The organism is Phyllobacterium sp. A18/5-2 (assembly GCF_025452215.1).
Taxonomy (GTDB): Bacteria; Pseudomonadota; Alphaproteobacteria; order Rhizobiales; family Rhizobiaceae; genus Phyllobacterium; species Phyllobacterium sophorae.
This window is the reverse complement of sequence record NZ_CP104966.1, coordinates 2006861-2028575: the sequence shown is the minus strand read 5'-3', so window position 1 is coordinate 2028575 and position 21715 is coordinate 2006861. Positions and strand designations below refer to the sequence as shown.

Below are 21715 nucleotides of genomic sequence, written 5' to 3'. Positions count from 1 at the left end.
TTGTTCAATCGTCTTCTTCGACTGGTGCCAATGTATCATCACCGGGTGCTGCACCGTTTGATATTTCGCCGTCTGCCTGCCCGGCGGGTGTCGCGATGCGCACATTGATGATCTTGGCGCCGGGAAATTTTGACAGGATCGCTGCGACATCCGGATCGGCCCGCGCGTCGCTCAACAGCGAGTCACGTTTTGCCGTTTCGGTTTCATTGATCGTGGCACTGCCCTGCTCGCGCGAGAGCGAGACCATCCAGCGGATTCCGGTCCAGTCAGTCAGCTTCTGCGACAGATCCGTCAAAAGCGTCTTCGGTGCATTGTCGGTCAGGTTGATTTCAAGCCGTCCAGGCTTGAGACTGACAAGGCGCACGCAATTCTTGACCATGATCTTGAACTGCATGTCGCGCTGCTTCTCGGCCAGCGCGATGATGTCCTCGATGCTGTTAACCGGTACAACAGGCGTTGCTTCTTCGACCACCGGCTGCGGCGGAACGATCGGATCGGGCCTGGCGGCTGACGGTTCGACCAGGCGCATGGTGGCGCCGCCGTTGGAGCTGATAGAGCCACGCGATGAAGCGACCGCATCCGTGGTCCCCGGACGAGCCATGGCGGCCCCGCCATTTCCCGGACGAGGTGCGTCATTTCGGGACGATTGCGTGGCCGTCGCCGCCCCATCCTCCAGTGATTTCAACGCCTCGTCGAGCGTCGGCAGATCGGCAGCGTGGGCAAGCCGGATCAACAGCATTTCCGCCGCCTGGACGGGGCGGCTGGAATTGTCCACTTCGGTGATGCCTTTCAGGAGCATCTGCCAGGTGCGTGACAGGACACGGATGGATAGCTTTTCGGCAAAGTCCCTTCCGCGTGTCCGCTCGTCTTCCGAAAGAGAAATGTCATCCGCCACGTCCGGCGTAAAACGGATGCGCGTCACCAGATGGTTGAAATCGGCAAGATCGGTGAGAACCACGCTCGGGTCGGCGCCAACATCATATTGGGCGCGGAATTCCCGCAAGGCGGACGCAACATCGCCCCGCATCAGCATTTCGAACAGATCGATGATACGGGCGCGGTCGGCGAGGCCGAGCATTGAACGTACGGCATCGGCATCGACAGTGCCTGCGCCGTGGGCGATGGCTTGATCGAAAATCGACAATGAATCGCGCACCGACCCTTCGCCTGCCCTTGCGATCATACTCAGCGACGCATCGTCCACCGTGATCGCTTCCAGACCTGCGATCTTCTGCAAATGGCGAGATCAAGACGCTGGTGTCGATGCGGCGCAGGTCGAAGCGCTGGCAGCGCGACAGAACCGTGATCGGGACTTTGCGGATTTCGGTCGTTGCAAAGATGAATTTCACATGGGGAGGCGGTTCTTCCAGTGTCTTCAACAGGCCGTTGAAGGCCTGATTGGAGAGCATGTGCACCTCATCGATGATGTAGACCTTGTAACGCGACGAAACCGGGCGATAACGCACCTGTTCGATGATCTCGCGAATATCGTCGATACCCGTATGCGAGGCGGCGTCCATTTCGATCACGTCGACATGGCGGCCTTCCATGATCGCCTGGCAGTGCTCGCCCGGCGCGGTGAGATCGATTGTAGGTCTATCGATCTCGACCGTTTTGTAGTTAAGCGCGCGCGCCAGAATTCGCGCGGTGGTCGTCTTGCCGACACCGCGCACGCCGGTCAGCATCCACGCCTGCGCGATGCGCCCGGTTTCGAATGCATTGGTCAGCGTGCGAACCATCGGCTCCTGGCCGATCAGATCGTCAAAATTCTGCGGGCGATATTTGCGGGCGAGCACGCGATAGGCGCTATCTGCCATTTTGGTGTCCATCGCGCTGATTCCGCTCCTGCATTAACTTCTCGCGTGCGTCACAAGTTTGGACCGCCATGCACCGCAGCGTCAATGCCGCTTGACGGCTTTGACACAGGCCAGGGCAAGTTGACAAAGAAGAAGGGTGGGAGGCTGGCACGGCGACCCGTGCCTGGCTCGTTGGGGCTGCTTCCTTCCGGACCTGACCCGGTTGGCGAGTGGCTCGTCCACCACCAACCTCCCGAGGCTCATATCGTCAATTCAGACGCAAAAAGCAAGCGGATCGGCAAAAAAACTGTTATCTAATATGAATCATGACTTTTACGCTCGATAGTAAGCTTGCAGCAGAGACATTTTCCATTGCAAGGCTGGGTCTCTGCGATCTGCGCCTGATGAATGACCGCCGCTGGCCCTGGTTGATCCTGGTGCCGCAACGCCCCGGCATCTGCGAAATCCACGAACTGACCCCGCTTGACCAAACCATGCTGACTTTCGAGACCGGGATTGCAGCCCAGGCATTAAAGTCGGTCGTCAATTGCGAGAAAATCAATACGGGCGCGCTGGGCAATATCGTTCGCCAGCTGCATCTGCATGTGATCGCCCGCAATACCGGGGATCCCGCCTGGCCCGGACCTGTCTGGGGACACGGCACTCGCGAACCCTATGGCGAAAAAGACGCAAAGGCCTTTGCGAGCGCCATACTCAAGGCTATCTAGTCAATATAATTGCGCAGTCCCATTCCGGACCAGCTTTCTGGAGTTCCACCCATGTCGTTTCGCCTCTTCGATGTCCCGGAAACGGAAGCAAGTCATTTTGTCGGCTTCGCCGGCAACAGGATCAACCGTCATTCGGAAAAGCGCAGTGATGATGTGGTGACCCTTGCGCTGGGGAATGCCAACGCCCGCATGCTGCTGATCGGTCAGGGTCAGGTGCTGGTAACGCAGCGCGACACGGGCGATGCCCTTTTCAGCCTGGACGAAGCCGCGGCCCTGCTGCCGGCGCAGGACAAGACCGTCTATCTCGGCATGCAGGACGATATGCCGATCCTCGCAGCGCCGAGCGCATTGGATTTCACCGCCTTGCCGGACCTCATCGAGGCTATCGACTATCGCTCGGTCTACACGCAAGGCCTCATCCCGCCTGACCAGCTCGGGGCCATGGCGCAAGCAGTGTCGCTTCTGACCTGGCATGAGAACCACAAATATTGCGGACGCTGCGGCACCGGAACAGTCATGCGCGACGGCGGTTACCGGCGTACCTGCCCCAATTGCGAAGCGCAGCATTTCCCCAGGACTGATCCTGTCGCGATCATGATGGTAGTGCGAGGTGATCGATGCCTGCTGGCGCGCGGCCCGCATTTCGGTCCGGGGATGTATTCCTGCCTTGCCGGTTTCATCGAGCCCGGCGAAACGATAGAAAACGCGGTTCGCCGCGAGACGCTGGAAGAAACCAATCTGCCGGTCGGCCGCGTGCTCTACCACGCCAGCCAGCCCTGGCCATTCCCCTATTCACTGATGATCGGCTGCCACGCCGAGGCACTGTCCGATAAATTCACCCTCGACAGGGCCGAGCTTGAGGATGGACGCTGGTTCTCGCGCGAGGAAGTGGTCACCATGCTCGACCGCACGCACCCGGACGGCTTGATGACACCGCCGCGTGGCGCCATCGCCGCACACCTAATCCGCAGCTGGGTCGAGAGTGGGGTTTAGACAGAACCCTATTCCTCCTCGCCCTGCGCGCTGCGGAATGTCGTATCCGCTGGATAAACACCCAGGATCCGTACTTCCTTGGAGAAGAACTCCAGCTCGTCCAGGGCGTGGGCGACGTTCTTGTCATCGGGGTGACCTTCAATGTCGGCATAGAACTGCGTTGCAGTGAACTTGCCGTCGATCTGGTAACTCTCGAGCTTCGTCATATTAACCATGTTGGTAGCGAAACCGCCCATGGCCTTGTAAAGCGCCGCCGGAACGTTGCGGACGCGGAAGACGAAAGTCGTCATCATGAGTTCATTGGAGGTGCGCGGCGCCCATTTCTTGGTCTTGTTGAGAACGACGAACCGCGTGACGTTGTTTTCCGTATCCTCGACATCCTCTTCCAGAATGTCGAGCCCGTAGAGATCGGAGGCAAGTCGCGGTGCCAGGGCGGCCATCGACTTGTCCTTGACCTCGGCAACGAGCCGCGCTGCGCCAGCCGTATCTCCGGCAATCATCGGCTTCCAGCCATTCTTGCGGATATATTTTCGGCATTGGCCCAGAGCGTGGATGTGGCTATGGACTGACGTGATATCGCTGCGCTTGGTGCCGGGCAGCACCATCAATTGAAAATGAATCGGCAGGAAATACTCGCCGACAATGTGCAGGCGCGATTCCGGCAGGAGATGGTGAATATCAGCGACGCGGCCGGCAATCGTGTTTTCAATCGGGATCATGGCAAGATCAGCCGCACCGCTTTCGACAGCGTTGAACGCATCCTCGAAAGTCGGGCAAGGCATGGGTTCCATCTCTGGAAACATGTTGCGGCACGCGGTATCCGAGTTCGCCCCAGGCTCGCCCTGGAAGGAGATGCGATTGGTCTTGGCCATTATCAATTGCCTTTTATGTGGTGAAGAATGTCACGTGCCCGTTCGAGATCTTCGGGCGTATCGACGCCAAGCGGCACCGAATCAACGATTTCCACATCGATCCGCATGCCTGCTTCCAGTGCGCGCAGCTGTTCCAGCCTCTCGCGGCGTTCCAGCGGGGATGGCCCAAGCCCGACAAAACGCTCCAGTGCAGCACGGCGATAGGCATAGAGCCCGATGTGGTGATAGAGCGGACCATCGCCCCATGGCGCGGTCGCGCGGGTAAAATAAAGCGCGCGCATCTGGTTCTTGCCCGATGGTGAACCGATGATCTTCACGACGTTCGGGTTGGTCTTCTCATCCTCGTGGCGAATTTCGACGCCCAGCGTACCAATATCGGCAGGACCGTTCTGCAAGGGCAGAAGCGCACGCCTTATGATATCGGCGTCGATGGTCGGCAAATCGCCTTGAACATTCACGACAGCGTCAACGCTGCCGTCCGGATCGAGCGCCAGAAGCGCTTCATAGATGCGGTCAGAGCCGGATTCGTGATCATCGCGCGTCATGACGGCTTCAAGCCCATGTGCTTCCACCGCCGACCTCACGGCAAGGCTGTCAGTTGCAACCACGGTGCGGCCAAGACCCGCAGCAGCAGCGCGTTCCGCCACATGCACGATCATCGGCTTGCCGGCAATATCGGCCAGCGGCTTGTCGGGAAGCCGTGTCGAAGCCATTCTGGCAGGAATAAGTGTCAATATTCTCATGCGTCACACATGCCTACGGGTGTCAAAAAGTCTCAGGCAGAACCGCCCTTATATGTGTTGCAAGTCGCGAGCAAAAGACCTAGTTTCCGCGCGATCACGAGGGGCTCTTGTCACAAATGTGCAGCGTTCTGCATTGACCAGATATTGAGAACCTCCGCAAGTGTGCTGAACACGAAGCTCCTGCAATTGCTTTGGCTAACGCAACCGGGCTCTGTATTCAGTGTACTTGAACAGGACACAAGTGGAGCAATGATCGACGATGGATTCGACCCCATTCAACAAATATGCCATGGCGTTTCTGGCAACCGTATTCGTCGTCATGACGGCAGGTATCCTCTCCGATTCTATATTTGACTCCCACGCGCCCGAAAAACCCGGTTTCATCATTCAGGCTGCTGAGGCCGGTGGTGAAGCTGAAGCTGGCGCCCCTGCCGCGGAAGCTGTGCCGATCGCGACGCTCCTGGCCTCTGCCGACGCAACCCGAGGTGAAGCGGTTTTCAAGCGCTGCGCAGCCTGCCACACCGGCGATAAGGGCGGCGCGAACAAGGTTGGCCCCAACCTTTGGGATATCGTTGACCGCCCGATCGCTACCCATGCTGGTTTCAGCTATTCCGGCCCGATGAAGGATTTTTCCAAGGGCGGTCAGGAAAAGTGGACCTATGATCACCTCAACCACTTCCTGACCTCACCGAAGGGCTACATCAAGGGCACTGCCATGGGCTTTGCCGGCGACAAGAAGGACAATGAGCGCGCCGATCTGATCGCCTACCTGCGCACCCTCTCCGATAGCCCGAAGCCGCTTCCCGCCGCCGATGCAGCGCCGGCAGGCGACGCCGCCAAACCTGCTGATGGTGCAGCCGCTCCAGCCGAGGGTGCTGCCCCTGCAGCCGAGAAGCCGGCCGAAGGTGCGGCACCTGCTGCAGAAAAGCCGGCGCCTGCCAACTAACCGCAATTGTCATGCTGCAAAAAGCCGGGCCAAGTGCCCGGTTTTTTTGTATCAATTACCCGTGTTTTTTGGGGAAGGCCTGTTCTCTGCCGCATTTTCTCTTAGACTGCCCGTTGAAGAGAACCTGTGGAGACTTGATTTGCGATTTCGCCCTTTCGTTGCCAGCCTCGCCTTCCTTACCATTGGCGCCATTGGCATTTGCCAGAATGCGCAAGCAGCACAACCCGAATGGCGGCATGCGACAAGTCTCCTCGGCGAACCAAAATACGGTGCCGGCTTCAAGCATTTTGATTATGTCAATCCGGATGCGCCAAAAGGCGGAACGCTAAACCAGACCAGCGAGGGCAGTTTCGATAGCCTCAATCCCTACGTCGTACAAGGCACACCCGCCTCCGGATTGGGTGCATTGGGAGGTGGGCTGCTCTACGATACATTGATGAGCCAATCCCTTGATCAAGTTGGAACAAACTACCCGCTGATTGCTCAAACCCTCGCCTATCCCGACGACTTTTCTTGGGTCAAGTTCAAGCTTGATCCGGCCGCGAAATGGCATGACGGCCAGCCCATCACAGTCGATGACGTGATTTGGTCCTTCAATGTCTTGAAGGCGCAAAGCCCGCTTTACAACAAATATTATCATGATGTTGAAAAGGCCGAGAAAACCGGCGACGGCGAGGTAACCTTCACCTTTGCCAGCGGCGGCAACAGGGAACTGCCGAACATCATGGGCGATCTGGTCGTCCTGCCCAAGCATTGGTGGGAAGGGACCGACACCTCCGGCAGGAAGCGCGACATTGCCAAGCCGACAATGGAAATTCCGCTTGGATCCTCGGCCTACAAGATCGAGAGCGTAGCGCCCGGCAAGACGATTGTCTGGGGCCGTGTCGAAAACTATTGGGGCAAGGACCTTGCGGTCAATGTCGGCCGTAACAATTTCGGCCATATCCGCTATGAGTATTTTCGCGACCAGAATGCCTCTTGGGAGGCCTTCAAGAAGGGCGGCTTTGAGGACTATCGCGGCGAAGCGAGTATTGGCCGGTGGATGCGCGGATATGACTTTCCCGCGGTGGAGCGTGGCGATGTCATCAAGGCGATGTTTCCGCTCCGCTCATCGGGACGCATGCAAGGCTTTCTTATCAACACACGGCGCGACAAGTTCAAAGACCCCAAAGTACGCGAGGCCCTAAACTGGGCCTATGACTTTGAAAGCATGAGCAAGAACCTGTTCTTCGGTCAATACAAACGCATAAACAGCTATTTTGCCGGTTCGGAATTGGCTTCAAGCGGCTTACCGGGCGGCAAAGAGCTGGAAATCCTGGAGACTGTAAAGGATGCAGTGCCTGCAGAGGTTTTCACCAAGGAATTCAAGTTACCCGTCTACGACACGCCGCAATCACAGCGGGATAATCTGCGCCATGCTGTTCAACTGCTGCGAGAGGCCGGTTACGACCAAAAGAACGGCAAGCTCGTTAATACAAAGACGGGGCAGCCGCTGACGATAGAGTTTCTGGCGGACGATCCCAATGATGAGCGCTTTATCGGCCCGTTCATGGCCAATCTCCGCAAGCTCGGCATCGAGGCGCAGATTCGCGTCGTGGACAGCGCACAATACACGGCGCGGCTCAACGATTTCGATTTTGATATTACCACGCCAAATGTCGTCATGTCCCAGACTCTGTCTCCGGGAAATGAGCAGCGGGACTTCTGGAGCTCCGCCGCGGCGGACACGCCGGGAAGCCGCAACTATATGGGCATCAAGAATCCAGCAGTCGACAAGCTGGTCGACCGGGTTATCTTTGCCAAGGATCGCGATGAGCTCGTGGCCGCGACACATGCCCTCGACCGGGTACTGTTATGGAATTACTACGTGGTTCCGCAATGGTATGACGACCGGATAAAAATTGCCTACTGGAACAAATTCGGCATGCCGGAAAAGCAACCCGAATATTCCGGCATCGATCCGTTTTCGTGGTGGATCGATTCCGCCAAAGAGCAGGCTCTGAAGGCGCGGACCGAATGACACTTCTTAACCGCCGCGATGTCCTGAAGGTTTCCAGCGCGACGATCCTGACTGCAATGGCTCCTCGCCTGGCGCTGGCAGAAGTGGTGACGGGTGCCCCTTTGCACGGACTTTCGGCCTTTGGCGAGTTGAAATATCCTAAGGATTTCACGCATTTCGACTATGCCAATCCGGACGCGCCGAAGGGCGGCACATTTGCCTTCTCGCCGCCGAACTGGCTGTTCAACCAGTCGCCGCAAACCTTCAACACGCTCAACACCTTCTCGGCCAAGGGCGACGCACCGCCGCGCATGGAACTATGTTACGATACGCTGATGGCTTCGGCGCTCGACGAGCCGGATTCCGTCTATGGGCTGGTGGCGGAGACCGTGACCGTCTCCGCCGACCGCAATTCGTTCACATTCAAATTGCGGCCGGAAGCAAGATTTCATGATGGTTCGCCCTTGACGGCGCATGATGTCGTCTTCAGCTTCCAGACGATGCAAAAGAAGGGCCACCCCGAGCTTCTGCTGCTTCTCACGGAAATGAAGGAAATCGTCGCGGAAGACGATCACACCCTTCGCCTTACCTTCACCGGCAAGCACTCCGATCGCGCCATTCTCGACGTCGCCGCCAGCATGCCCATCCTGTCAAGGACGTGGTATGCGACCCGCGATTTCGATGCGTCGACGCTGGAGCCGCCGCTCGGCTCGGGCGCCTACCGCGTGGGCAGCATCTCCGCCGGTCAGGGCATCGAGTATGAGCGGGTTGTCGACGACTGGGCCAAAGACCTGCCTGTGCGGCGCGGGCTCAACCATTTCGACCGGATCAAGATTGATTTCTACCGCGACCGACAACCACAATTCGAAGCCTTCAAGAAGGGCGATATTTTCTGGCGTATGGAGCACACGGCCAAGACCTGGGCAACCGAGTATAATTTCCCCGCCATCCAGCAGAAGCGTGTGCTGAAACGCGAGTTCTCGGGCGAGAAACGTCCGCAATTGCAGGCCTGGGCGGTCAACCAGCGCCGCGAGCATTTCCGCGACGCACGCGTACGCGAAGCCATATCACTGTGCTTCGACTTCCAATGGACACAGAAGAACCTGTTCTACGGCATGTACGAGCAGTCCCAATCGCTGTTTGAACAATCCGATTTCCGCGCGACGGGCAAGCCCTCACCGGAAGAACTTGCGCTCATGGAGCCGTTTCGTGACCGGCTGCCGGAGTCCATTTTTGGAGAAGCGTTGATCCAGGCGCCCTCCGACGGCTCGGGACGCGATCGCAAGAATTTGCGGCGTGCGGTGGAACTCCTGACCGGGGCGGGTTTCAAGCGCAACGGCAATCGTTTCGTCGATGCGCAAGACAAGCCCCTCAATCTCGAAATGCTCATCCAGGCCGAGGTATTCGCGCGCGTCTATTCGCCCTTCATCAACAACCTCCAGGCGATCGGCATCAATGCTTCATTGCGGCTTGTCGATCCTGCGCAATACCAGACCAGGCTGCAGGATTTCGATTTCGACATGGTTGGTATGGCCGTTCAACTTAGTGCGACTCCAACGCGAGAATCGCTTGAGTCGATATTCGGCTCGAGATCTGCATCCGCCCCCGGCTCCTACAACCTTCCCGGCATTGCCGATCCGGTCATCGATGCGCTCATTGCTAAAGTCAGTGACGCGCATTCGCGGGCCGAATTGATTTCGATCATGCGTGTTCTTGATCGACTCTTGCGTATAAGACGCGACTGGATTCCAAATTGGTTCTCAGCGAATCACCTGGTCGCCTATTGGGACATGTTCGGCTTCAAGGAGCCAAAACCCGATTATGGCTTTCCGGTTGAGATACTCTGGTGGCTCGACGAAGCAAAGGCAAAGGCAATTGGTAAGGTTTGATATGATCGCGGCGTTGAGAGGGAACTCCTGATGGGAGCCTATATCCTCCGTCGCCTGGCTTTGATGGTCCCGACACTTTTCGGGGTCTTGCTTGTCTGCTTCGTCATTGTGCAGTTCGTGCCCGGCGGACCTGTGGAGCGGATTATCGGTCAGATCACCGGCCAAGGGGGCAATGCCATGGATCGCATTGGCGGTGGCGGTGCCGATTTTGGTCAGAATCAGGATCAGATTGGTCTTGGTGAAGGCAATTCGAAATATCGCGGAGCGCAGGGGTTGGATCCGGCGTTCATCGCCAGCCTGGAAAAGCAGTTTGGACTGGATAAACCGCCGCTTCAGCGTTTCGGTCTGCTCGTCTGGAACTATGTTCGCTTTGATTTCGGCAAGAGTTATTTCCGAGACATCAGCGTCGTGCAGCTGATCAAGGAGAAGCTGCCCGTCTCCATATCGCTCGGCCTGTGGATGACATTGCTTTCCTACATGATTTCGATACCCCTTGGCATCCGCAAGGCCATCAGGGACGGATCGACCTTCGACATCTGGACCAGCGGGATCATCATCGTCGGCTATGCGATACCGGGCTTCCTGTTCGGCATCATGCTGATCGTCTTTTTCGCAGGCGGGTCATTCTTCGACTGGTTTCCCTTGCGTGGCCTGACCTCCAACAATTTTTCGCAGCTCTCGGTGTTCGGCAAGATCGTCGACTATGCCTGGCACCTGGCTTTGCCGCTGACGGCCATGCTGCTTTCGGCCTTCGCCACGACAACGCTTCTCACCAAGAACTCGTTTCTCGATGAAATCCGCAAGCAGTACGTCACCACGGCGCGTGCCAAGGGCCTGAGCGAGCGCAAGATCCTCTACGGCCACGTCTTCCGCAACGCGATGCTCATCGTCATATCCGGCTTTCCGAGCGCTTTCATCTCCATCTTCTTCACCGGCCAGCTCTTGATCGAGGCGATATTCTCGCTCGATGGGCTGGGGCTGCTCGGCTATGAATCGATCATCAATCGCGACTACCCCGTGGTGATCGCCACGGTCTATATCTTTGCGCTTGTCGGCGTCGTCGTCAGCCTCCTGTCCGATCTTCTCTACACATGGATCGATCCGCGCATCGATTTCGAGCGGAGGGACGTCTGATGACCGATATTGTTGGCGCGCAAACGACGCCCCGGGCCCTACCCGTCCGCCGTCCGCGACTGTCGCCGCTCAATGCGCGGCGCTGGCAGAATTTCAAGGCCAACCGGCGTGGCTGGTGGGCGCTATGGATTTTCCTTTTTCTGTTCGTTGCCTCGCTGTTTGCCGAATTCATCGCCAATGACAAGCCGATCCTCGTATCCTACAAGGGTGAAATCCTCTATCCGGTCCTGGTCGATTACCCGGAGGAGAAGTTCGGCGGCTTCTATGCGGTTACCGATTATCGCGACCCGGTGATCCAGGACGAGATCAACGCCAATGGCTGGGCGATCTGGCCGCCGGTCCGCTATTCCTACCGCACCGTCAACAATGAGCTGCCCGATACAGCGCCATCAAAACCCTACTGGCTCTATACACCGGAAGAACGTTGTGCCCGCTATGCGCAAGGCGTCAACGATGCCAACTGCACCTTCGGCAACATGAACATTCTCGGCACCGACGACCAGGCGCGCGACGTCTTTGCCCGCGCGCTCTACGGTTTCCGCATCTCTGTCCTCTTTGGCCTGATCCTGACTGCGGCATCCGCCGTCATCGGCGTCACCGCGGGCGCTTTGCAGGGGTATTTTGGCGGCTGGCTTGATCTCATCGCCCAGCGCTTCATCGAGATATGGTCCTCGGTTCCCACCCTTTACCTGCTGCTGATCATGGCTTCGATCCTTCCGCCGGGATTCTGGATTCTCCTTTGCATCATGCTGCTGTTTTCCTGGGTCAGTTTCGTCGGCATTGTCCGCGCGGAATTCCTGCGGGCCCGCAACTTCGAGTATGTCAACGCCGCGCGAGCGCCTCGGCGTGCGTGACCGGACGATCATGTTCCGGCATCTGCTGCCCAACGCCATGGTAACGACACTGACCTTTCTGCCCTTCATTCTCAATGGATCGATCACTACATTGACCTCGCTCGATTTTCTTGGCTTCGGCCTGCCGCCTGGCTCGCCATCGCTTGGCGAACTGCTGGCGCAGGGCAAGAACAATCTGCAGGCGCCCTGGCTCGGCCTCACGGGTTTCATCGTCATATCGCTGATGCTGTCGCTGCTGATATTTGTCGGCGAAGCGACGCGTGACGCATTCGATCCAAGGAAGGCCTTCAAATGAGTGCCCCCCTCCTCTCCGTCCGCGATCTTTCCGTTGCTTTCACGCAAGGCGGCCGCGACACGCTGGCCGTCGATGGCATTTCCTTCGACATTGCGCAGGGCGAGACCGTGGCGCTCGTTGGCGAGATCCGGTTCCGGCAAATCGGTTTCTGCGCTGTCGATCCTGAAACTTCTGCCCTATCCGCCTGCTTCGCATCCGTCGGGGCAGATCCTGTTCAACGGCGAGGATCTGCTGGACAAGGACGAGACCGATCTGCGCCGTGTCCGCGGCAATGACATCACCATGATCTTCCAGGAGCCGATGACCTCTCTCAATCCGCTCCATACGATCGAAAAGCAGGTTGGCGAGGTGTTGAAGCTGCACCAGGGCATGGGCGACAAGGCGGCCCGCCAGCGGACGCTGGCATTGCTTGAGGAAGTCGGTATTCGCGAGCCGGAAAAGCGCATGGGCGCCTATCCGCACCAGCTCTCCGGCGGACAGCGGCAGCGCGTGATGATAGCCATGGCCCTTGCCAACAAGCCAAAGCTGCTGATCGCCGACGAACCGACCACCGCGTTGGACGTGACAGTCCAGGCTCAGATCCTCAAGCTCCTCGCGGAACTCAAGGCCGCGCAGGGCATGTCGATGCTTTTCATTACCCATGATCTCGGCATCGTGCGCAAGATCGCAGACCGCGTTTGCGTTATGACCGGCGGCAAGATCGTCGAAACCGGCCCGACCAAGCAGATATTTGATAATCCGCAGCACGAATATACGCGGCATCTGCTGGCGGCAGAACCCAAGGGCAATCCTCCTTCGGCGGACCTGACGGCGGACCCGGTCATGCGCGGCGAACAGATCAAGGTTTGGTTCCCCATCAAACAGGGCTTCCTGCGCAAGACAGTCGATCACGTGAAGGCGGTAGACGGCATCGATGTCACCATCCGCGCCGGTCAGACACTCGGCGTCGTCGGTGAATCCGGTTCGGGCAAGACGACGCTCGGCCTTGCCCTGTCGCGGATGATCTCGTCGCAAGGCGTGATCCGCTTTGGGGAAAAGGACATCAATCAATATTCATTCAAGCAAATGCGTCCGCTCCGCCGCGAGTTGCAGATTGTCTTCCAGGATCCCTATGGCTCATTGTCGCCGCGCATGTCGATCTCCGATATTGTTGCCGAAGGTTTGCAGGTGCATGAGCCCGCGCTTTCAGAGGGTGAGCGCGATGCACGTGTTGTCGCCGCGCTGAAGGAGGTCAATCTCGATCCGGAAAACCGTTTCCGCTATCCGCATGAATTTTCTGGCGGCCAGCGTCAGCGCATTGCGATTGCCCGCGCAATGGTGCTCAACCCGCGTTTCGTCATGCTGGACGAGCCGACATCGGCGCTCGACATGAGCGTTCAGGCGCAGGTGGTCGACCTTTTGCGCGCATTGCAGCAGAAGCACAATCTGGCGTATCTTTTCATTAGCCACGACCTGAAAGTGGTCAAGGCGCTTGCTAACGACGTGCTGGTGATGCGCAATGGCAAGGCAGTGGAATATGGTCCGTCGGAGGAAATCTTCGCGCGGCCCAAGACCGACTATACAAAAGCCCTGATGGCTGCGGCCTTCAGGATAGAAACGGCCGAACAGGGAGCAGTTAGCGAATGACGAGCGGTGCGAACGACAAGATTCTGTTGGCGGTTACGGGTTGGGATCCGGAAGTCTGGCAGACTGAGTTTGCCAAGGCTGCGCCCGGCCGCAAGCTCGTGCTTGATGCCAACACGGACAAGGAGAAAATCCGTTACGCTCTCGTGTGGAAACAGCGTCAGGGATCGCTCGCAGGGCTACCCAATCTGGAAGTGATCTTTTCACTCGGCGCAGGCGTCGACCATGTCTTCCACGACCAGCAAATTCCTGATGTTCCAATCGTTCGCATCGTATCGCCAGATCTCACCATGCGCATGAGCGAGTATGTGGTCTGGCAGGTCCTCGATCATCAAAGGCTTGGATTGCGTTATCGCGAGCAGCAGCGCCAGCGCGTGTGGCGAGAGGATCGCCGCCAGCCCGCTGCCCACGAGGTAACCGTTGGCATTCTCGGCCTTGGTGTGCTCGGGCGTGATGCTGCGCAGAAATTGCGCATGCTCGGCTTCAGGGTCAGCGGCTGGAGCCGGCGCCTGCAAACGATCGAAGGTGTCACCACCTATTTCGGCAAGGACGGCCTGCGGGATTTCCTCAAGGACGTGGATATCGTCGTCTGCCTGCTGCCGTTGACGCCGGACACCAAGGGAATTCTGTCCATGACGATGTTCGCGCAGATGAAAGCGGAGGGCCCGCTCGGTGCACCGACGCTCATCAATGCAGGTCGTGGCGGATTGCAGAATGAGCCCGATATTCTGGCAGCATTGGACCGCGGCATGCTGTCGGTGGTGACGCTCGACGTGTTCAACAAGGAGCCCCTGCCGAAGGATAGCCCGCTCTGGACACATCCGCAGGTCATGCTCACGCCGCATGCGGCGGCGAGTTCGAGCCCTCAGGCACTCGTTCCAGAAATCGTCGCGCAGATCGAATCCTATGAACGCGGCGAGCCGTTGAAAAACATCGTCGACAGGGCGGCACAATATTAGCAGCGCAATTGAAGCAGTGCGTGCAACCCGAACCAGCGCTTGACCCATAAGAGCAATCAATTATGGTGCGGCCGTTAAGTGTTCTCAGGGCGGGGCGCAATTCCCCACCGGCGGTAATCACTGGATGCCCTCTCGGTGTCAGGTGCGAGCCCGCGAGCGCTTTCCAGCTACTGCGCCACGTCCCCCTGGACGGGCCATGCGCCTGGAAAGGTCAGCAGATTTCGGTGCAATTCCGAAGCCGACGGTATAGTCCGGATGAAAGAGAACAACTGAATGGCCGAACCGCCGCAAGGCGGTCTTTGCCACCTTTGGTTGTGCCCTGATTCACGTCCACTCGAAGGAGAAAGACATGGATCAGTTCCAGAATAGCAATACCCCATATCATTCAGCACCAGCGCCGCGCATCGCTTTCATACAAGCGCGATGGCATGCGGAGATCGTCGATCAATGCCGGATCGGCTTCGAAGGCGAATTGCAACGCCAGGGCGTCACACCGGAGAGATTCGACGTCTATGACGCGCCGGGCTCATTCGATATCCCGCTTCTTGCCAAGAAGCTGGCAGAGACGGGCCGCTACGAGGCCATCGTTGCTGCGGGTCTGGTCGTCGATGGCGGCATATACAGGCATGATTTTGTTGCTGGAACCGTGGTCAATGCGCTTCTCATTGCGCAGATGGAAACCGGTGTTCCCATGTTATCGGCCGTGCTGACGCCGCACCACTTCCAGGAACATGCACAACGTATCGACTTCTTCACCCGGCATTTCCTGACCAAGGGCCAGGAAGCTGCGCGTGCCTGCCTGCAGATCATCAAGACCTTCCGGCAGGTGGCGGAGCTGACCGCTGCGTGATGCAATGCTGCCCGCTGCGCAAGCGGCGGGCATTTTGCCCTATAACCGCCGTACTGCCGTCGGTTTGCCGTAGAGATAGGCGATGCGGTCAATGGCATCGCGCAACGGCTCAAGGGTTACGCTCATCGTATGACCGCTGGCATGCAGCAGCATGGAATGGCTCGCCATCATGGCAACATGGCCCTTCCAGAAGACGAAATCGCCACGTTGCAGATTTTGATAGTCCTTGTCCGGCTCGATGAGGTCACCGATGGAAGCCGCCTGCATGTCGGTGTCGCGCAAGACAGGCAGCCCGGTCATCAGCAGCGAGAGCTGGACCAGACCTGAGCAATCAACACCGGATCCCGATACTCCGCCCCAGAGATAGGGCGTATGCATCAGCGTTTCGGCAACGGCGACGTGATCGTCCGTCACCTCGTCGACCGGCACCAGGTGCCTGGCTATGACCGCCTCGCCGCTCGGCAGCATACCGTAGAGTGTGCCTCGCCTTTCTTCGCCGCCTGCAATGGTGACCAGCGAGCCCATGGACAGCGCCTTGGTCCTCGGATACTTCAGATCGGAGCCCGGATAGACGAATGTCCGAGGGGCGATGACGATATGCGTTGGCTCGCTCGCGCGTCGATCAAGCGTGGTGTCCACCACATAACCGACATAGCCGTCGCGCTCGTTCTGGATCCAGCACCAGCCGTTGTCGTCCTCGAAGACGAGAACATCATCGCCGTAAAGGACCTGCGTCGTGATGCCGGCATCGCCGCGCGGTTCTGAGCGGACGTCGGCCACGGCGTCGGCAATACGCATCGGCTTGCCGGAGACGAAGCGCTCTGCCTCGACCATGCCGCGCAGGTTCTCATCGGCAAGGTCGGGCCTGAAGGCGTTCAGCCGTTTGTCCAAGGTCGGTGTATCAGCTTTCAAAGCGGCAGTCCTCTTGCTTTGGCGATAACGAGATCGCCGAGCCTTTCAACATAGAGCGCACCTTTTACCGTTCTCTTGACGAGCACGTTGCGCTTGTCCTTTTCATCGCGGTGGCGATCGACCAGACCATAGCCCCCCATTGTGTCAAGGGCGCGGGTGATGACAGGTTTTGTCACGCCAAGTTTCGCCGCCATGCCGCGTATCGTGTGCGGCGGCGGCTCAAGATACACGGTAAGGAGCACTGCCAGCTGCCGCATGGTGAGATCGTGGGCGTCATCGCGCACTTCCGAAAGGGCGATTTCTTTCCACAATGTCAACGCCTGCATCGGCCTCAGTTCTATCAACATGCACGGTTTCCGAGATCATTTCGGCTCCGTTCCATTCTAGACCTGGCCGCGAAGGGTGCAAGCTGTTCATTTGACGGGGAAGCGTTGTTTCAAAAGATGGTAAAGCGCGCGTATTGCCTGCGCTTCGCCGCCAATCGGCGCATGCGGCTTTTCGACAGGATTCCAGCCGAAAATATCGAAATGCGCCCAAACGTTCGCCTTGCTCACAAAGCGCTGCAGGAACAGCGCAGCCGTGATCGACCCGGCAAACCCGTCGCTCGTCACGTTGTTCATATCGGCGACGCGCGAAGAAAGCTTGCTATCGTAGGGCTGCCACAGCGGCATGCGCCAGAGCGGATCGGCAACGGCTTCGGAAGCATTGGCAAGATCGAGAGCAAAGGCGTCATCATTCGAATAGAAGGGCGGCAGGTCCGGACCGAGCGCCACCCGTGCTGCACCGGTCAGCGTTGCCATGTCGATAAGAATCTCGGGTTCCTCGTCATCCGCCAGAGCCAGTGCGTCGGCCAATACCAGGCGTCCCTCCGCATCGGTATTGCCGATCTCCACCGTCAGGCCCTTGCGGCTGGTCAGCACGTCGCTCGGACGGAAGGCATTGGCGGAAATCGAGTTCTCGACAGCCGGGATCAAAACACGCAGACGCACCGGCAATTTCGCGTCCATGATGATGCTTGCCAAAGCCAGGACATTCGCCGCGCCGCCCATGTCCTTCTTCATCAAGAGCATGCTGCTGGAAGGCTTGATATCGAGACCGCCGGTATCAAAGCACACACCTTTGCCGACCAGCGTTACCTTTGGTGCATCCTTCTTGCCCCATTCAAGGTCGATCAATCGCGGTTCCTCGCTGCCGGCACGGCCAACCGCATGGATCATCGGGAAGTTCTTTTTGAGCAATTCATTGCCCTTGATGACACTGACCGAAGCCTTGTGTTCGTCGCCAGCCTTGCGCACCGCCGCCTCCAGCGCATCCGGTCCCATATCATTGGTCGGCGTGTTGATGAGATCCCGCGCAAGCGTGACCGCCTTGGCGAGACGCTTGACATCCGCCTTATCCGCGCCATCCGGCAGCACGAGCGTGACATCAACATCTTCCCTGGCCGTGTAGCGGGCAAATTTGTAACCGCCGAGAAGGAAGGCCAGCGCCGTGAGGTCAGGCTCGCCGACGGAGCTTGCCAGATGCCAGGAACCCTTCGGCAGGCCGGTTGCGAGTTTTCCAGCGATCAGCCTGGAATCATCCTTTCCGGTACCAAGCAGGGCTCCCGAAATGTCACCCCTTTCACCGGGGATCACCAATACCCGTCCCGGCTGTCCATCGAAGCCATTCGCGTTGGCCCAGGCGAGCGCTGCGCTGTCTAAGCCGGCCCTCTCCAGCCCGCCCTTTTGTACGAACCACACGGGCTTGCTAACAGAGGTTTTCTTCCTGGTGATTCCAGCCGGCATGGCAATTTCTCCTCGATCAATCTTCTGCACCCAAGGTAGCGTCGTTAACTGTCCATTAGGGTTAACAGAATATTTCTAAGCGTGGGATTGGGTTAACGCACAGGGATTTGTGCTGCGGATGGGGCAAACTATGGCAAGCGCAGGCATTATTCAACTTAGAGCGAGATTTGATCATATTGAACCAGTTCTGTTTCGCGGAAGGCGAGACAATCCACGAGGAAGGTGGCAGGGCCGATGCGCCCCCATCGGACGAAGCCGCCTGACAAGTGGTTGGCCGCCAGCCGGAAACCCGAAGGGCCGGGTGAATTCGGGCCAAATTCTTCGGGCTTCGGCTTCGTCCCAAATTCCCTCCGGCAGAACGGTTTAATATGATCAATTCTCGCTCTCATCGCCGCTTCATTTTTTCCGTCGCCATTCTCGCAGTGGCGGCGGGCATTGCCGGCTGTGCCACCACGGACAGGACGACCACTGGTTCGATCGCACCTGACAGCGCTGGTACGGCCGTTCCCTCCGGCAATTTCGACCAGATGAACGAACAGCAATTGATGCAGGCATCCACGGGCCTGGGTACGCGATATCAGGCGAACCCAAAGGACAAGACGACGGCGATGAAATTTGCCACCGTGCTGCGCATGACCGGTCGCAGCGACCAGGCGCTCGCCGTGATGCGCAGTCTTGCAATTGCCTACCCGCAGGATCGAGAGGTTCTCGCGGCCTATGGCAAGGCACTTGCGAGCAGCGGAGAGTTTGAAGCTGCACTCGATGCCCTGCGCCGGGCCCAGACCCCGGAATATCCGGACTGGAAACTGCTTTCGGCTCAAGGTGCGATTCTGGATCAGTTGGGAAAGACCAGCGAAGCTCGTGATCTTTACCGGCAGGCCCTGCAGATTAATGCCAACGAAGCGTCGATCCTTTCCAACATGGGCATGTCCTACGTGCTTTCCGGGGAGCTGAACACGGCCGAAAGCTATATGCGCAAAGCCGTGACCGCGCCTGGTTCCGACAGTCGCGTGCGGCAGAACCTGGCACTGGTTATTGGACTGCAAGGCCGCTTTGACGAAGCAGAGACAATCGCGAAGCAGGAACTTTCGCCCCAACAGGCACAAGCGAACGTGCGATATCTGCGATCGATGCTGGCGCAGCAGAGACTCCTGGAACATGCTCAAGGACAAGAGCAAACCGAAGAGCTGATCTTCCGTTGCAAAGCTAAAAAGGCCGCTCCATCCCGGCGGCTTTTCCATGTTCGGGAACGTCCCCGGTCATTTTGGTGTTGCCGGTCCGAATATGCCGCCCTGTGCCGAAATCTGGATGAAAGCGGGGCCGAGGATGACAGCAAAGAGTACCGGAAGCAGGAAGACGATCATCGGCACGGTCAATTTCGGCGGCAGCGCAGCGGCTTTCTTCTCGGCCTCCATCAATCGCGCCTCACGGCTTTCATCGGAAAGGACGCGCAAGGCGCTGCCAATCGACGTTCCATAGCGTTCTGACTGGGTCAATGCCTGCACCACGGACTTGACCGTTTCAAGCCCGGTGCGGGTTGCCAGGTTTTCATAGGCCTGGCGGCGTTCCGGCAGAAATGACAATTCGGCGTTGGTGAGGACCAGTTCCTCCGCCAATTCGGCCGACTGGACACCGATCTCCTCAGAGACTTTCTTGAAGGCCGCCTCGATGGACATGCCGGATTCAACACAGATCAACATCAGGTCAAGCGCATCCGGCCATGCCAGCTTGATGGATTGCTGGCGTTTCGTAGCGCAGTTCCTCACATAGAGGTTTGGCAGATAGAAGCCGACATACGCACCGGCAAAACAGGCGGCAACGCGCAGCATCGTTGACTTCTCCGCCAGACCGCCCAGGCCGAAAATCCAGAAGACCGTTAAACCCAGCGTCACGAATGGCAACCCGAAACGCGCCGCCAGAAAGATGTTCAGAGCATTCTGGCCGCGAAATCCGGCCGTGCGCAGGGAAGTTACCGTCTTTTCATCCGCAAGGGCACGTTGCAGATCCAGTCGCTCGACGAACTGCCTGACCCCTTGCCGCTCCGCCAACCGCAACGAACCGGCGCCATTCTTGCGCCGGCCTTCACTCTCAGTCGCCATCCGGGCGCGCTCGCGTGACCTGATCTGATCCCGCTCCAACGCCACCGATTTCATTCGCGATTTCAGGTCCGAGCCAGACAGCATAGGCATCAGGAAAGTCATGAGGGTCGCAAAGATCGATACGCCGACAAGCACCGCGAAGATAAAGGCCGGGTCGTGCATTGCTTTGGAAATGGTGGTGAGCATCTGGAGCCTCTCTCCCGGAATTCGCATCAGAACTTGAAATTGATCATTTTCTTCATGATCAGGATACCGATGGCCATCCAGGTTGCCGCACAGCCCAGGATCACATGGCCCGTGTCGGTCTGGAACAGCACCATGATGTATTGCGGGCTTGTGAGGTAGACCAGTGTCGCGACGATGAAAGGCAAGGCACCGATGATATAGGCCGACGCCTTTGCTTCCATGGACAACGCCTGGACCTTCGCAGCCATTTTTTTCCGGTCGCGCAACACACGCGAGAGATTGCCGAGCGCTTCGGAAAGGTTGCCGCCCGCTTGTGACTGGATCTGGATGACGATACCGAAGAAGCTTGCTTCCGGACACGGCATATATTCCGACATGCGCATCGAGGATTCCGGAATACTGATGCCAACCTGCTGCGCATCGACCATCCGGCGAAATTCAGTGCGGACAGGTTCCTGCGCTTCCTGAGCAATAAGCCGAATTCCGTCATTGAGCGGCAGGCCGGAGCGAAGCGCGCGCACAATCACATCGATGGAATTGGGAAACTCGTGGAGAAACGCCTTGATGCGACGGCTGCGCCTGAAATAGACCAACCATCGCGGCAGACCGAAGGCACCGGCAAGAAACAATCCGGGCGCCAGATAGAGCGGCGATCCAAGAAACAGGCCCAATATGGTGACGATAACGCCGGCAATGACCGAGTAAACATAAAAGCGCGCAACGGGTACCTTCATTCCGGCCTGGACGATCAGCATCTTCAAAGGCGGAGACTTGATATTCTTGTCACGCAATTTCTGGCGCTGCTCGATATCCTTCAGCGTATCCAGAACAGACTTGCGGCGTTTGACAGCTTCGGCCTGCTTGTCCCGCACAGTAAATTTGCCAAGACTGTCCGTTGCGGCCAGCTTGACGCTTTTCAGCCGCTCATCTGATTTTTTCTGCCAGGCGATCGATTCAAAAAAGACGACATAGGCAAGGGCAGCAAATGTCAGGGCGACGAGAGCGACAAAAAGGATCTGCGCCAGACTAAGCCCGAACATGGATGGGTCCTCC

At 58.1% G+C, this 21715-nt stretch carries 15 protein-coding genes, 1 other RNA gene, 4 pseudogenes and 1 riboswitch; of the genes and pseudogenes, 11 read left to right on the top strand and 9 right to left on the bottom strand.

From position 1 onward, the window contains the following. Window positions 1-4 precede the first annotated feature (4 nt). A pseudogene (locus N8E89_RS10090) lies at window positions 5-1829 on the bottom strand (DNA polymerase III subunit gamma/tau). Between the two features lie 124 nt (window positions 1830-1953). Next, an RNA gene (ffs, locus tag N8E89_RS10085) (signal recognition particle sRNA small type) lies at window positions 1954-2050 on the bottom strand. A 69-nt stretch (window positions 2051-2119) separates the two neighbouring features. Between ffs and N8E89_RS10080 the strand changes: the two genes are divergently transcribed. After that, on the top strand, window positions 2120-2524 hold the full coding sequence (locus N8E89_RS10080) for an HIT domain-containing protein (protein ID WP_106664548.1): 405 nt from the start codon (window positions 2120-2122) through the stop codon (window positions 2522-2524). A 51-nt stretch (window positions 2525-2575) separates the two neighbouring features. Further along, window positions 2576-3517, top strand: a complete 942-nt coding sequence (nudC, locus tag N8E89_RS10075) for an NAD(+) diphosphatase (RefSeq protein WP_106664549.1) — start codon at window positions 2576-2578, stop codon at window positions 3515-3517. An 8-nt stretch (window positions 3518-3525) separates the two neighbouring features. Here the strand turns inward: nudC and N8E89_RS10070 are convergent, their stop codons facing one another. Both N8E89_RS10070 and N8E89_RS10065 read right to left on the bottom strand, forming a co-directional pair. Further along, window positions 3526-4389: a prephenate dehydratase gene (locus N8E89_RS10070; RefSeq protein ID WP_210203759.1), complete on the bottom strand. Its 864-nt coding sequence runs from the start codon at window positions 4387-4389 to the stop codon at window positions 3526-3528. A gap of 2 nt (window positions 4390-4391) precedes the next feature. Next, complete coding sequence (locus tag N8E89_RS10065) at window positions 4392-5132, bottom strand: 3-deoxy-manno-octulosonate cytidylyltransferase (protein ID WP_262259814.1); 741 nt, start codon at window positions 5130-5132, stop codon at window positions 4392-4394. A 259-nt stretch (window positions 5133-5391) separates the two neighbouring features. Between N8E89_RS10065 and N8E89_RS10060 the strand changes: the two genes are divergently transcribed. The 8 genes and pseudogenes from N8E89_RS10060 to N8E89_RS10025 all read left to right on the top strand — a co-directional run bounded on the left by N8E89_RS10060 (window position 5392) and on the right by N8E89_RS10025 (window position 15681). Next, the gene (locus tag N8E89_RS10060; protein ID WP_106664551.1) at window positions 5392-6078 is read left to right on the top strand and encodes a c-type cytochrome; all 687 of its coding nucleotides are present in this window, start codon (window positions 5392-5394) and stop codon (window positions 6076-6078) included. A 181-nt stretch (window positions 6079-6259) separates the two neighbouring features. After that, the gene (locus N8E89_RS10055) at window positions 6260-8098 is read left to right on the top strand and encodes an extracellular solute-binding protein (RefSeq protein WP_245448799.1); all 1839 of its coding nucleotides are present in this window, start codon (window positions 6260-6262) and stop codon (window positions 8096-8098) included. Beyond that, the gene (locus tag N8E89_RS10050; protein WP_106664553.1) at window positions 8095-9966 is read left to right on the top strand and encodes an extracellular solute-binding protein; all 1872 of its coding nucleotides are present in this window, start codon (window positions 8095-8097) and stop codon (window positions 9964-9966) included. Before N8E89_RS10055 ends, N8E89_RS10050 begins: the two co-directional genes overlap by 4 nt. A gap of 30 nt (window positions 9967-9996) precedes the next feature. After that, entirely contained in the window at window positions 9997-11100 is a 1104-nt protein-coding gene (locus N8E89_RS10045) for a microcin C ABC transporter permease YejB (protein ID WP_106664554.1), read from the top strand. Next, window positions 11100-12249 (top strand): annotated as a pseudogene (locus N8E89_RS10040) (ABC transporter permease). Before N8E89_RS10045 ends, N8E89_RS10040 begins: the two are co-directional and overlap by 1 nt. Then, window positions 12246-13875, top strand: a pseudogene (locus N8E89_RS10035) (ABC transporter ATP-binding protein). Before N8E89_RS10040 ends, N8E89_RS10035 begins: the two co-directional pseudogenes overlap by 4 nt. Then, window positions 13872-14831 carry a 2-hydroxyacid dehydrogenase gene (locus N8E89_RS10030; protein WP_106664557.1) on the top strand — a complete coding sequence of 320 codons (960 nt, stop codon included), beginning with the start codon at window positions 13872-13874 and terminating at the stop codon, window positions 14829-14831. Before N8E89_RS10035 ends, N8E89_RS10030 begins: the two are co-directional and overlap by 4 nt. A 76-nt stretch (window positions 14832-14907) precedes the next feature. Then, window positions 14908-15102: riboswitch (FMN riboswitch) on the top strand. 78 nt (window positions 15103-15180) lie between these two features. Beyond that, window positions 15181-15681 carry a 6,7-dimethyl-8-ribityllumazine synthase gene (locus N8E89_RS10025; protein WP_106664558.1) on the top strand — a complete coding sequence of 167 codons (501 nt, stop codon included), beginning with the start codon at window positions 15181-15183 and terminating at the stop codon, window positions 15679-15681. Window positions 15682-15720: 39 nt separating this feature from the next. Here N8E89_RS10025 and N8E89_RS10020 read toward each other — a convergent pair whose 3' ends face one another. The 3 genes from N8E89_RS10020 to N8E89_RS10010 all read right to left on the bottom strand — a co-directional run bounded on the left by N8E89_RS10020 (window position 15721) and on the right by N8E89_RS10010 (window position 18377). Beyond that, window positions 15721-16593 carry a C40 family peptidase gene (locus N8E89_RS10020; RefSeq protein WP_262259809.1) on the bottom strand — a complete coding sequence of 291 codons (873 nt, stop codon included), beginning with the start codon at window positions 16591-16593 and terminating at the stop codon, window positions 15721-15723. Continuing rightward, window positions 16590-16940: a MarR family transcriptional regulator gene (locus N8E89_RS10015; protein WP_106664559.1), complete on the bottom strand. Its 351-nt coding sequence runs from the start codon at window positions 16938-16940 to the stop codon at window positions 16590-16592. The genes N8E89_RS10020 and N8E89_RS10015 overlap by 4 nt, the downstream gene beginning before the upstream one ends. Window positions 16941-17006: 66 nt before the next feature. Then, complete coding sequence (locus tag N8E89_RS10010) at window positions 17007-18377, bottom strand: leucyl aminopeptidase family protein (protein ID WP_106664560.1); 1371 nt, start codon at window positions 18375-18377, stop codon at window positions 17007-17009. 368 nt (window positions 18378-18745) lie between these two features. On the opposite strand from N8E89_RS10010, the pseudogene N8E89_RS28985 reads away from it, so the two are divergent. After that, window positions 18746-19114 (top strand): annotated as a pseudogene (locus N8E89_RS28985) (pilus assembly protein TadD); the annotation flags it as partial. Between the two features lie 522 nt (window positions 19115-19636). Here the strand turns inward: N8E89_RS28985 and N8E89_RS10000 are convergent. Both N8E89_RS10000 and N8E89_RS09995 read right to left on the bottom strand, forming a co-directional pair. Beyond that, window positions 19637-20662, bottom strand: a complete 1026-nt coding sequence (locus N8E89_RS10000) for a type II secretion system F family protein (protein ID WP_106664562.1) — start codon at window positions 20660-20662, stop codon at window positions 19637-19639. Window positions 20663-20688: 26 nt separating this feature from the next. Next, window positions 20689-21702, bottom strand: coding sequence for a type II secretion system F family protein (locus N8E89_RS09995; RefSeq protein ID WP_106664563.1), 1014 nt, complete (start codon window positions 21700-21702; stop codon window positions 20689-20691). Window positions 21703-21715: the final 13 nt, after the last annotated feature.